Source organism: Methanobacterium congolense, assembly GCF_900095295.1.
Lineage (GTDB): Archaea > Methanobacteriota > Methanobacteria > Methanobacteriales > Methanobacteriaceae > Methanobacterium_C > Methanobacterium_C congolense.
Map to the genome: position 1 here is coordinate 1,327,208 of NZ_LT607756.1, position 12,213 is coordinate 1,339,420.

The following is a 12,213-nucleotide window of genomic DNA, read 5'->3' on the forward strand; positions in this document are numbered from 1 at the left end:
TTTTAATCCCTCAAAACATACTCATATTCATAAGCTTCATTACCATCTATTAAAATTGGTCCTGTGAGTTTAAAACCTGATTTTTCAAAGAATTTTAAGGAACCCTTGTTGCTTTTCTTTATATACGCCTTTATCAGTTGTACATTTGAATAATTCTTAAGAAGTTTTAGGGCCTCCTTAACCATGGGATGGCCAATTCCAATACCTCTGTACTTCTTAGAAATGCTGATACTGATTACAGAAGATTCTTCTTCTAGCTCAAATCTTATCTGTGCTGCAAATTCATCTTCAACTTCACATATGATAAAAAGAGATTTTTCATCCATTAATTTGTTTTTGAACCATTTTTCATGGTCACTGAGGGGTATCAAATCTGTTTTGAATGAATTTTTTCGCACTTCAGGGTCATTTGAGAGTTGATAAATATTCTTCATATCTCCAAGGTCAGCTTTACGTAAAGTAAAGCCCTTACTAAGATAATATTCCAGAAGAGATTTTTTGACTATCCTAAGTGCTCCATGCCCATCAACAGCCATCTTCCCAGTTTTAGACATTTGATTTCGAATACTGTAATCAGTTAAACCCCTCAATTCCTCAACCATCTTCCCAAGGAGATTTTCATCTGTCCATAAACCTGTGTACCTGCTGAATCCTGTTTCTTCCCAATTTTTAACATTGTGAAGCTGGTTGGATGCTACGGCCACACTTAAAGTGGGTAAACCCAGCCTTGCAAGTTCATAGAGGGTTTGTCCTCCTGCAGACACTGCCAGATCCGACTTGAGCATTGTATCCACCATCCCCTCTGCATCAGGATAGTAAATCAGATTCACAGTGTCAGATTTGAGTTTTTCAATTTCCTCCAGGTTTTTAAAACCTCTACCAATTACAACATTCTTTTTTAGTTCTGGAAATTCTTTTTCTAGGGTTTTTAATATTAATGGAGTCATGTTCCGTAGATCATCCCCCCCAAAGGTGATCATTACACTCTGAAGATTTTCTTTTATTTTTAAGGGTTCTATATTCCAGAATTCCTTTCTAAGGGGTATGTAACGGCTTCCAAGGAAATATTGAACACCCTTCTCCTCAGGATATTCTAATTTTTCAGCGTTCACTGAACCATTGACAACCACACCTTCAGGGTAGTTGATCCTTTTATTATCATCTATATAAACGCCCAGAGACTCATTGGCTATGATTTCATAGAGTTTTGGTGGGGCCAGATATGAATCAACCACGGTTATATCTGAATCAGCCATGATTGAGGTGATTTCATCCATTTTAAGCCAGTTGATTATTCTATGACGGGTTCCATCCATGAGTTTTTCAATGGATCCATTTCCATTGACAATGAGTTCCGTGTCCAAACCCCTTTCCTGGAAGGCTTGATAGATTGACATGCATCTGGTGACATGACCAAAACCAATTTCTTCACTGCCCTCTGTTAAAATTCGAATTCTCATTTTTGTATCACCATTCAAGGAGATTTGAAGTAAGCATTTTCAAGGAACTTTTTTGCACCATCCATATCCTGCAGATCCAATACTTGAAGAGCTGCTTTGATTTCATCGTCCAGATTATCAAACACCCTTTTCTGGATGATTTTTTTGTTGATTAATTTAAGCCATGGTTTTTCCTTGAACAGATTTATTATACTGCTTGCTGGGAAAAACTCATTATCTTGATGGAGATAATCAAAAACAGCACAGAGAAGACAGTAATCCTCCTCTGTATCAAGCGTTATACGTATATCTGGAGCAGTTAATTCCTTAGGTGCCTTGAACTTGGTTATCCTAAACTTTTTCGGGCGGTTGTAGATGTAGGGGGTTACATGTTCCCTTTCAAAGGATTCGGATGCATCTTTGTGTGCAGTTTCAAGCACCCTGAAGTTTACAACCTCAACATCCAGTCCATGTGGAAATGTTCTGATCAAACTGTTTGAAGTGTAATCTGCACCATTTTCAAGGTGATTCTCCACTAAAGTATCTATTATACCTGGATCGATGCATGGACAGTCACTGGTTATCCTTACAATCACATCCAAGTGGTTCTCCTGGGCTGCAAGGTAGTACCTTTCCAGTACGTTGTCCAGACTCCCCCTGAAATATCTTACATCCTCCTTTCGGGCTATTTCAACTATGGGGTTATCTGTTTCATCTTCCGTTGTGGCTATTACGATTTCATCCAGTTTTTTTGATTGTTTCAGTCGTCTTATGACCTGTTCAAGTACCGTTACTCCACTGCCCATTGGCAGTTCCTTAAGCACCTTTCTAGGGAGTCTGGTTGATGAGGTTCTTGCCTGTACCACTGCACCTATCTTCATCTTCGATCCCCACTACAAATCCCTGAAAACCTTGAAGAGCTTCTCTTCAACAAACTGGATGTCTTCATCCTTCATTGCAGGGTACATTGGTATGCTTATCTCTCTTCTATAGAAATCCTCTGCAACTGGACATGAAACATCCTTATAACCATGATTCTGATAGTAAGGCTGGGTGTGAACTGGTATGTAATGAACCTGAACCCCCAAACCTTCAGATCTCAGTTTCTGGAATATCTCAGGTTTTCTGTCCAAGTAATCATCTTTCAGTAGTATTGGGTAAAGATGGTAGGACGACGTGCATCCTTCCTTCTCAAATACGGTGTTGAAGTAGGGGTTTTCAGCAAAGATTTCATTGTAGGTGGCTGCTATTTCTCTACGCCTTCCAACAAAGCCATCAAGTTTTTTAAGCTGTGATATTCCCAGAGTGGCCTGTATATCAGTTATACGGTAATTGTATCCAAGGTGATGCATCTCGTAGTACCAGTCACCATCTGATGGTTTTACAAAGTCTTTCTTGGTTATTCCATGGGATCTGAACATGAGAAGCCTTTCGTAGTACTCTTCATCATTGGTTAAGACTGCTCCACCTTCACCCGTTGTTATGTGCTTAACCGGGTGAAAGCTCAGTATGGCCATTGAAGAGTACTGACAGGCCCCTATCCTTTTTCCAGCGTACCTGGCACCTATTGCATGTGCTGCATCCTCTATCATTGCAAGCCCGTGTTTTTCCACGATTTCATGGAGTTCCTTGAGGTCTGCAGGGTTTCCACTGTAATGAACCGGCGTTATAAGCCGTGTTTTATCGGTTACCTTTTTTTCTACCTTTGAAGCGTCGATGTTTCCTGTTTCAGATTCAACATCAGCAAAAACTGGTTTTGCACCGAGGTAGAGTGCTGCGTTGGACGTTGCAACGAATGTGTTTGGGGATGTGATCATCTCCTGACCCTCTTCAAGGCCCAGTGCGAAGTAAGCCCCGTGAAGCGCAGAGGTGCCTGAGTTGAAGGTTACAGCATACTTGGAACCACAGTACTCTGCAAGTTTAGCTTCAAACTCATCTATTCTGGGTCCCTGGGTTATGAAGTCAGATCGAAGTACCTTGATGACTTCGTTGATATCATCACCATCTATGTACTGTCTGCCGTAGGGTACGAATTTTTCCATGGTTATAACCTCAGTAGACTATGTCTATGGTTTCTAGGAGTTCTTTGAGGTCTTCTGCGCTCAGCCATTCGGTGTTGTTGTCTGATGAGTATCTGAAGCCTTCTTTTACCTTTTTTCCACCGGCTTTGAAGTGTTTGTCGAAGTCCCACCAGTCGAAGTTTGGATAGATTATGAAGTGGTCATCGTATTCATAGGTGGTTCTGGAGTCTTCGTTGGTGACCATTACCTCATGGAGTTTTTCACCAGGTCGTATTCCAACATCTTCTGTTTCAGCACCAGGATTCATTGCTTCTGCAAGGTCTGTGACCTTGAATGATTGGCACTTCTTCACGTAGAGCTCTCCACCCTGTGCTTCCTTCAAGGACTTTATAACCATGTCAACGGCTTTATCCAGGGTTATCCAAAATCTGGTCATTCTTTCATCGGTTATTGGTAGTTTTTTTGCACCGTTATCCAGTAGGGATTTGAAAAATGGTATTACAGAGCCTCTGCTTCCTGAAACGTTTCCGTATCGTACAACAGAAAACTTGGTGTCTTTATCTCCAACATAGGCATTTCCAGCTACGAAGAGTTTATCAGATACAAGTTTAGTTGCACCGTAGAGGTTTATTGGATTTACAGCTTTGTCTGTTGAGAGTGCAACGATTTTTTCCACTTCCCTGTCAATTGAGGCATCTATTATATTAACAGCACCCTGAATGTTGGTTTTAACAGCTTCAAGTGGATTGTACTCAGCAGCAGGAACCTGTTTAAGTGCAGCTGCATGTATAACCACATCAACACCATCAAAAGCACGGTAAAGCCTGTCTTTATCCCTTACATCCCCGATGAAGAATCTTATGTTATCGTAGCCCTCGAACTGTTTCTGCATTAGGTACTGTTTGTACTCGTCCCTGGAGTATATGATTATCTTTTCTGGATCGTAATCCTCCAAGATTTTTTTGGTGAATTTCTTACCAAAGGAACCAGTTCCCCCGGTTATTAAAATTTTCTGTCCGTTTAACATTCATGAACCTCTCAAAAAGATTTTTAAAGCAATTTATATTTACTATAACTTTACAATATTTAACTCTATCAATTGTTTGTGTATCTAATTTTATAAATCTTGAGGGATAGATGTAATTTCAAAGTTAAAAGGTGAAAATTTGAGCGAATACAAACTCTTTGTGCAGCGAATAGGCCTTGTGGGTATAACAAATATACTTGTGGCCATCAGTTCAATCATACTACTGCCCATCTTAACAAAAAACCTAAGCACATCAGATTACGGTATATGGAACCAGGTTAACATCACCTTGATCCTCATATCCAACATAGCCCAAGTAGGTCTGAGTTACGCCATGAACAGATTCCTTGCAGGAGAAACTGACAAAACGAAAATTCAGGAAGGAGTTTATTCAATTTTGGCCGTGGTTTTAGGTGTTAGTTTAGTCGTTGCAGGGGCATTGTACATATTCTCAAATGAAATCGGCTTTTTACTCTTAAACAACAATCATTCAGTAGCTCTCCTGTTACCTTTGACTATAATCATGTCAAACATGACCTTCATTTCCCTTGACTTCTTCAGAACATTCCAAAAAACCCGAAAGTATTCCATATTCTATCTATCAAGGTCTTATCTGGTTTTAATTTTTGCAAGTGTTCTACTTTTACTTGGATATGGGATTTGGGGATGTGTATTTGGAATTTTAATAAGTTACACCCTATTAATGGTTGTTATGTTTGCAATAATAGTTTCAGAAATTGGATTCAAGATCCCCAGGTTTAAAAACATCAGAGAATACCTCAATCTCAGTCTTCCAATGGTTCCGGGAATGGTTTCTTCATGGATCGTTGACTCCAGCGACAGATATGTAATTGGAATACTGCTTGGAACTGTGTTTGTAGGTTATTATTCAGCAGGGTACACACTTGGAACCACAATACAACTTCTTGTTGCACCATTTTCTGTTTTACTGCTTCCGGTGTTGTCTAAAAATTATGAAGATAAAAGAAAAGTGAAAACTGTGGTTAAATATTCATTGAGGTACTACCTGGCACTTTCCATACCTGCAGTGTTCCTACTGTCTATACTATCAAAACCCATACTCAACATACTAACCACTGCAGAAATAGCTTCAAATGGCTTTTTAATAACTCCCTTAGTTGCTTTGGGTGCCCTTTTATTCGGGCTTTACACCATACTCTCACAGATCATCATCTTAACGAAAAAAACCAAAATAATAGGTGTGGTCTGGATAATAGCAGCAATAATAAACATTGCATTAAACCTGATTGCAGTTCCATTTATTGGAATCATAGGAGCTGCACTGGTCACATTAGTCACTTACACCGTTACTCTGGCGTTTATTCTTGTTTACTCCAGCAGGTACATGACTTTACCCTTCGACCTCGGATTTATAGTAAAAAGTATATTTGCATCTGCAGTTGCAGGGGCCTTTGTATTCCTGTTGAACCCTCAGAGTCTTTTGGGAATAGTCATTGTGGCCGTCTTGGGGGTTATCCTTTACACAATCGTGTTAATAATATCAAAAGGTTTTGAGAAGAAAGAAATAAATTTTTTCATGGGATTCTTAAGGGATATCTTGAAGGATTTAAAATCAGTGACTGCAAGATTCTAAAAAAGAATCAGTCAGGATTAAATCTAAAAAAAGGGTTAATTCGAAAAAAATAGTGGAAAAAATTAAGATTTTGAAAGGGTTTCTTTATAGATTTCAAGGTACTCCCTTGAAATGGTTTCCCAATCCCATTTTTCTGCGTTCTTTGCTATTTTATTTTTATCCCAGTCCTTACTGAGTACTGTTTTAAGTGAATTTATTAGGGATTCAGTTGATCTGTCAACCACCAATTCCATATACTCCGAATTATATATATCTGAAACACCCTCTAAATCCTTAAAGGTTATGATTGGTAATCCACATGCTATTGCTTCTAAAAATACCAGTGGAAGACCTTCAGATATTGAAGGTAAGATGAAGAAGTCTGAAAGGTTGTACCAATCATTAACTTCTGTGTTTGGGATTTTGCCCACGAATTTCACATAGGGATCCAGATCGTTGGCTTTACAGTAATCCTCCAAATTTTTCTTTTCAGGACCATCACCAACTATTAAATAGAGTAAATCATTTTTCATGTTTAAATCCATTTCTTTAATGGCTTTTAAAACTTCAATATGATTTTTCCGAACATTCAATGTTCCCACTTGTATTAAAACAGTTTTATCCTTAGGAATTCCCTTTAATTTCCTAAGGGTGTCTGCTTCATTTTTGTATCCAAATCTTTCAAGGTTCACCCCATTGAGAACAAGTTTTATATCCTCAGGATCTGCACCGTAGTTCTGAACCAGGTAATCCTTAACTGATGATGAGATTGCAGTTAATGATGCTCTTTTGTATTTCAATGTCCGTTCAAGAAGATAACCCTCAACTTCCCCTTTGAAGTAAAGATTAGGATTTTTCAGTAAGGTTCCGTGTACCGTTACTGTAAATGGTATTCCATTTTTTATTGCTGCTTCAACAAGTGGCAGAGACTCTATGGCCAAACCATTGATATGAATCATGTCTGGCTTTAGGGTTTGAATTGCCATCTCAAAATGTGCTAGATTGTAAAGTGTCACAAGGTAATAGGATAAATTTTTTAACGAATTCTTTTCAAGGTATCCAAAAACCTTAAAAACCCATTTCATAGAAGTTAGAATGGAATAACCTAAAATACTAAATGAAAGCCTTTTTTCTATGATGTTTAATCCATCGTAAAGGGAAACCTTCTGAATAAGGGGCAAGTTTGGAAACAAATGAACCTCGTGATCCTCGGAGTGAATCTTTGAAACAGCTTTTATTACATTTATATCCCCAGTTTCACCGTAGAGGTAACCTCCAGCCATTATTATTTTCATTGAACATCACCATCAATCATTCTTTCAACAAGTTCTGCTATTCTAACAGAAGATCTGCCATCAACAGCATGAAGGTGTTCTTCTATGTAGCTCTCACGATACTCATTTAATGAATCATTCTCAAGGAGACTTTTAACTGCATTTCCCAGATCATCTTCCTTGTAAACACCCAATGCAACTTTTTTATCAACATAATCAACAGCATCCTGGTTTCCACTTAAATTCAAAACAATAACTGGCTTATTTAATGCAACGGCTTCAAGGGCTGTTGTTGAATTCTTAACTATCATGAGGTCGCAGTTGTAAATCTGTTCATAGGTATCCGAATCACGAGGAACTAATCTAAAATCTGTTTTATATGACTTAGAAATCCGGAGTATCTTATCTTTGTATTCTGTTCCATCCATAGGATGTTGTTTAATGATCAAAGTTGTTTTATTCATATTTTCAAGGGTTTTGAATATGCAGTGAATATTTTTAGTATCTTCATCATCACCTAAAGAAAAACTTTGGGTTGTCCATAATACAATTTTATTTCCTTCAGGTATTCCAAATTTATTTGGAAATTCTTTAGAGTATATACTATTAACGTGAGCCAAAACATCGTATCTTGGCTGTCCTAAATCCAAAACACTGTCTTTTGGGAATGAACTGGTGTTCATCAATAAATCCCTGTAATACGAACCATATACTACTGTTTTATCAGGAATTGGACATTTTAGTTTTGATTCATATGGTTTTGGCACTATTTCATCTTCATTGTATTGATAACTCCTATCTCTAGGGAGGATAACCCCATGCTGCAGTGCAACTGTCTTAACACCCTCAGATTTAGCAGCCATCATTAATGATCGTTCCCACCACCAGAACTCATTTAAAAGGATTATCAAAGATGGATCTTCGTCTTTTATCATTGTTCTGGCCATTTCCAGATACTTTATAATGTGAGGGAAGAGTATGAAGAAGTAAAGTTCAAGTTCTCCCATTATAGCAGGATAAAGATCCTTTCCATGAAAAATACACGCTTTTTTAAAGGAATCATCTTCAAGGATCAGCTTCCATGTATTTTCAAATGATTTTATGGCTTTTTCCTGCTTTTTCCATGAATCCAGGGTCCAGTAAAAGTTTAATGGCACATGATCAAATTTCCATTTCCTCTTTTTATCAAGGAACACCTTCAAGCCCCTGTGTGGATACACATCTATAGGGTAAAATCCCTTGAGATCGTAACGAGTTAAATTTTTAAGGACTGGATCAAAAAAAGCATCCGTTTTTTCAGATTTAAAAGTACGATAATCCTTGACATAGCCCCATTGACGATCCTGGGATATGAACATGACCTTTTTTTTGGAGGAATCCTTTGATCCCCTCCCAAAAAGAGTGTTTATCAATTTTACAGCTAAAAATATGAAAAAATCGTAGAGTATCTCTATATAAATACCGATTGATTTGTAAAGTGAAATGAATGAACTTCTGTGTTTAAAGAATATGATTAAAAGTTTGTTCTGATTCAACCGTTTTAATCCTGACTCTTCATTAATAGTTCTACCTAAAAACTGAAAAAAAAGAAGATCTGCCGTCCACCACATGGGTGTTCCCATGTACTCCGTGGATTCAAGGAGAGTCTTACCATCCGGAAGTTCATGGCTGTAGATACCTCTTAAAAAATCTATCTTATCATCCATTTTTAATGACTCCAAAAAAAATAGAAATTATAACTGCTTCAGAGTCCTTTCAAACTCATCCACAATACCTTCCCAGTCATTACCCTCTGCTAACTTCCTGGCTTTTCTTCCATCAACTTCAACATCAATATCAAATGCACGGGATATAACATCTTCAGGTTTTTTAACGTAGGTTATCCCATTTTCATTGCCGAACTCTGCCATAACCCCTGGTAATTCAGTTGTTATCACAGGTTTTCCCATTGCCATGTACTCGTAGATCTTTATGGGCACTATGTCCTGCATGATCTCCTCATCTGGATATGCAGGTAATATGCAGATGTCTGAGGCTGCAACGAATCCTGGAATTTCATTGTAGGGTTTTCTGCCAATGAGGAGAACCCTGTCTTCAAGATGGTTCTCTTCAACGATTTTCTGAAGGTCGCTGTAGGCATCACCATCTCCCACAATGAGAAGCTTCAAATTTGGGTGTTCCGCCTTTGCAAATTCTAGTGCAAGTTCTTTTAAACCTGCAAAGTGGTATAAAAATCCCATGAAGAAGAGCACTGTGTCTTCATCCTTTATTCCATATTCTCTGCGTACAGGTGTGCCGTCAAGGTTTGGGTCAAATTCTTCAAGGTCTATTCCTGCATCTATAACCTTTGTGTTAACAGCACCCATGTTCCTGACGTATTCCTCGAGTTTCTGGTTTATGGTGAGAACCAGCTGAGAGTTTTTGATTGCAACAGTTTCCATGTATTTTCCAAGGGGATGGAATCCCCTTTCAGGGATCAGTTTGTGAAGCACATCGATCCAGTAATAAACAAAGGGTATTCTCTCTTTCCTGGCTATTTTCGATGCTAAGTAAGTATTAACCACTCCAAATCCCACAATGACATCTGGTTTGAATTCCTTGATCTGTCTTTGAATTTCATGTTTGTGGGACAGATATAAAGATGGGTAGATGAGTACTGGAACCGCCAGTATGGCTGGTCTTACAACCTCCACATCTGCACCCTCATGAATCTTGTGGTAACCCTTGATAACCCTTCTTCTATGACGGACCCCATCATCTTCCTTCCAATCTATGGGGTAATCTATTATTTTCACCTCATGTCCTCTGAGAACCATTCTCTCCATGAGGTGGTGTTGTTGGTGTGGGTTTCTCTTGATCCAGTCGGACTCCTGTACAATAAGTATTTTCAATTTTAGAACTCCGCGCTTTGTTGGATGTTGTTCCAGTTGTTTGTGAACCAGTTGTGTGTTTGGTGTAGTCCGTCTTCAAAGCTTGTTTTGGGTTTGTAGTTTAGGATGTCTTTTGCTTTGTTGATTGAGGAGAGTAGGCAGGTTTTGGCGTCCCAGTTTCTTCTTTCGGTGTATTTGATGCCTGCTTTGTTTCCTGTGAGTTTGTTGACGATCTCGGCCATGTCTCCGACTTTGTGGTCTATTCCTGATCCTAGGTTTATTGCTTCTCCCACTGCTTCCTCAACAACTCCCATGCTAAGGAGTCCGTTTACTATGTCTTCTACGAAGGTCCAGTCCCGTGTTTCGTTCCCGTTTCCGGTTATTGGTAGTGGTTGGTTGTTCATTGACCAGTAGAAGAAGTTGGGTATGACGTTTCGGTATTTACCCGGTACTTCTCCTGGTCCGAAGACGTTGAAGAACCTTGCATTTACGATTGGTAGGTTGTATAGGTTGTGGAAGTAGTTGGTGTAGAGTTCTCCGAGTAGTTTGGTGACTTGGTATGGTGTGTGGAGGTTTATTGAGATGTCATGTTCCTTGAAGGGCATCTGGGATTCTAAGCCGTAAACTCCGCATCCTGAGGAAGAGTAAACAAATCTTTCCACTCCTACGAGTTGTGCGTATTGGAGTACTTTGAGGATACCGATTCCGTTGACCATGAGGTCTTTTTCTGGGTTGTCCACTGAGTTCTGGTTGGCGAAGTGAGCAGCTAAATGGAAAACCATGTCGGGTTGTTCCTTGAAAACCCTTTTAAGTTCTTCATCGTTGAGGATGTCTCCTTCAACGAATTGTATATTATCCATGGTGGGTATGTTCCATTCGTAGGCTGATGAAAGGTTATCGAGTATAATAACTTTTTCTGCTAGTTCTGATAGTTTGCGTGTGAGGTTGCTTCCCACGCATCCTGCTCCACCGGTTACAAGTACTGTTTTTCCTTCGTATTCTGAGTAATCCATCTTAATCATCTATCCTGTAGTACCATTTCATCCATTCAACTGTCTTTTGTATTCCCTCTGCTGGTGGAACCTGTGGGTCGTGTTTAAGGTCCCTGATTGATTTGGAGAAGTCTATGGTTTTCACATGAGTTGTGAAGGGCTCAGCCTCCTCATAAGTCACAAGGGAATCGTCGATTCCCACAGCCTTTAATACAAGGTCGGAGTAGTCTTTGATTTCCATTTCCCATTCCTGTTTTCCACCTATATTGTAGGCTTCTCCTGGTTTGAAGTTGTCCACAATATTGGCAAAGGTACGTGCAGTATCACCCACATAGTCTATGATCCTTTTGTGGCCTTTGTAGACCGTGTATGGTTTACCATGAAGTGCACTGTATATGAATTTAGGTATGAAACCCCTGTAAGGCGTGTAATGTTCTTCTGGCCCATAACAGTTCACAGGCCTGACACGGACTGTTTCTGTCTGGAACATTGAGGCGGAGTTCATGCACATGAGCTCTCCTGCCCATTTACTTATTGCGTAGTCGTTCATCTGGTAAGTGTCCTTGATTGGATTTTTCTCCATAACATCCTCACTCATAACACCATTGTAGTCCCCGTAAACCTCTGCAGATGAGAAAAAAATCATCCGGAAACCATGTTTTTCCTGCATACGAAGCATATGCTTGGTTCCCATGACATTGGTCTGCCACAGATTCTCATAGTAAGCCTCACCATTCCACCTACCATACTCAGCAGCAAGATGATAAACATAATCATAACTACCCTCATCAAAAAGTCGTTCAACCTGCCTGTAATTCCTCACATCGGCACGAACATAACCATCCCGCTCATTATTCATAAGATCAGCAGCCATAACCTCATGACCACGACTCCTAAGCTCATTCACAAGATTGGTACCAATAAAACCAGCACCACCAGTAACCAAAACCCTCTCAGTCTCTATGATGATTCCTCCTTACTAATTGTGAAATATTA

Annotated in this window: 10 protein-coding genes; 1 reads left to right on the top strand and 9 read right to left on the bottom strand. The window is 39.2% G+C overall.

All coding sequences use genetic code 11. The annotated features are described in order from the left end of the window. Positions 1 to 2: 2 nt before the first annotated feature. Genes MCBB_RS06310 through pseB form a run of 4 tightly spaced genes read right to left on the bottom strand, consistent with a single transcriptional unit; the run spans position 3 to position 4,487 of the window. Positions 3 to 1,460, bottom strand: coding sequence for a bifunctional UDP-2,4-diacetamido-2,4,6-trideoxy-beta-L-altropyranose hydrolase/GNAT family N-acetyltransferase (locus tag MCBB_RS06310; protein ID WP_071906963.1), 1,458 nt, complete (start codon positions 1,458 to 1,460; stop codon positions 3 to 5). Positions 1,461 to 1,474: 14 nt separating this feature from the next. Further along, positions 1,475 to 2,320: a cytidylyltransferase domain-containing protein gene (locus tag MCBB_RS06315; RefSeq protein WP_071906964.1), complete on the bottom strand. Its 846-nt coding sequence runs from the start codon at positions 2,318 to 2,320 to the stop codon at positions 1,475 to 1,477. 12 nt (positions 2,321 to 2,332) lie between these two features. Next, positions 2,333 to 3,481 carry a UDP-4-amino-4,6-dideoxy-N-acetyl-beta-L-altrosamine transaminase gene (gene pseC / locus MCBB_RS06320; protein ID WP_071906965.1) on the bottom strand — a complete coding sequence of 383 codons (1,149 nt, stop codon included), beginning with the start codon at positions 3,479 to 3,481 and terminating at the stop codon, positions 2,333 to 2,335. A 10-nt stretch (positions 3,482 to 3,491) separates the two neighbouring features. Then, complete coding sequence (gene pseB, locus MCBB_RS06325; RefSeq protein WP_071906966.1) at positions 3,492 to 4,487, bottom strand: UDP-N-acetylglucosamine 4,6-dehydratase (inverting); 996 nt, start codon at positions 4,485 to 4,487, stop codon at positions 3,492 to 3,494. A 139-nt stretch (positions 4,488 to 4,626) separates the two neighbouring features. Here pseB and MCBB_RS06330 point away from each other — a divergent pair, with 139 nt between their 5' ends. Then, positions 4,627 to 6,102 carry an oligosaccharide flippase family protein gene (locus tag MCBB_RS06330; RefSeq protein ID WP_071906967.1) on the top strand — a complete coding sequence of 492 codons (1,476 nt, stop codon included), beginning with the start codon at positions 4,627 to 4,629 and terminating at the stop codon, positions 6,100 to 6,102. A 62-nt stretch (positions 6,103 to 6,164) separates the two neighbouring features. Here MCBB_RS06330 and MCBB_RS06335 read toward each other — a convergent pair whose 3' ends face one another. The 5 genes from MCBB_RS06335 to MCBB_RS06355 are packed head-to-tail and all read right to left on the bottom strand — an operon-like array spanning position 6,165 to position 12,181. Beyond that, positions 6,165 to 7,376 (bottom strand): glycosyltransferase family 4 protein, encoded by a 1,212-nt coding sequence (locus MCBB_RS06335; RefSeq protein ID WP_071906968.1) that lies wholly within the window; start codon positions 7,374 to 7,376, stop codon positions 6,165 to 6,167. Beyond that, on the bottom strand, positions 7,373 to 9,061 hold the full coding sequence (locus MCBB_RS06340; protein ID WP_071906969.1) for a CDP-glycerol glycerophosphotransferase family protein: 1,689 nt from the start codon (positions 9,059 to 9,061) through the stop codon (positions 7,373 to 7,375). The genes MCBB_RS06335 and MCBB_RS06340 overlap by 4 nt, the downstream gene beginning before the upstream one ends. A 27-nt stretch (positions 9,062 to 9,088) precedes the next feature. Next, entirely contained in the window at positions 9,089 to 10,246 is a 1,158-nt protein-coding gene (locus MCBB_RS06345) for a glycosyltransferase (protein ID WP_071906970.1), read from the bottom strand. A 2-nt stretch (positions 10,247 to 10,248) separates the two neighbouring features. Beyond that, the gene (locus MCBB_RS06350; RefSeq protein WP_071906971.1) at positions 10,249 to 11,238 is read right to left on the bottom strand and encodes an NAD-dependent epimerase/dehydratase family protein; all 990 of its coding nucleotides are present in this window, start codon (positions 11,236 to 11,238) and stop codon (positions 10,249 to 10,251) included. A 1-nt stretch (position 11,239) separates the two neighbouring features. Then, entirely contained in the window at positions 11,240 to 12,181 is a 942-nt protein-coding gene (locus MCBB_RS06355; protein ID WP_071906972.1) for an NAD-dependent epimerase/dehydratase family protein, read from the bottom strand. Positions 12,182 to 12,213 lie beyond the last annotated feature (32 nt).

Excerpts from the sequence above, each read along its gene's own strand:
- MCBB_RS06310 (WP_071906963.1), bottom strand. The coding sequence starts at position 1,460 with ATGAGAATTCGAATTTTAACAGAGGGCAGTGAAGAAATTGGTTTTGGT.
- MCBB_RS06315 (WP_071906964.1), bottom strand. The coding sequence starts at position 2,320 with ATGAAGATAGGTGCAGTGGTACAGGCAAGAACCTCATCAACCAGACTC.
- pseC (WP_071906965.1), bottom strand. The coding sequence starts at position 3,481 with ATGGAAAAATTCGTACCCTACGGCAGACAGTACATAGATGGTGATGAT.
- pseB (WP_071906966.1), bottom strand. The coding sequence starts at position 4,487 with ATGTTAAACGGACAGAAAATTTTAATAACCGGGGGAACTGGTTCCTTT.
- MCBB_RS06335 (WP_071906968.1), bottom strand. The coding sequence starts at position 7,376 with ATGAAAATAATAATGGCTGGAGGTTACCTCTACGGTGAAACTGGGGAT.
- MCBB_RS06340 (WP_071906969.1), bottom strand. The coding sequence starts at position 9,061 with ATGGATGATAAGATAGATTTTTTAAGAGGTATCTACAGCCATGAACTT.
- MCBB_RS06350 (WP_071906971.1), bottom strand. The coding sequence starts at position 11,238 with ATGGATTACTCAGAATACGAAGGAAAAACAGTACTTGTAACCGGTGGA.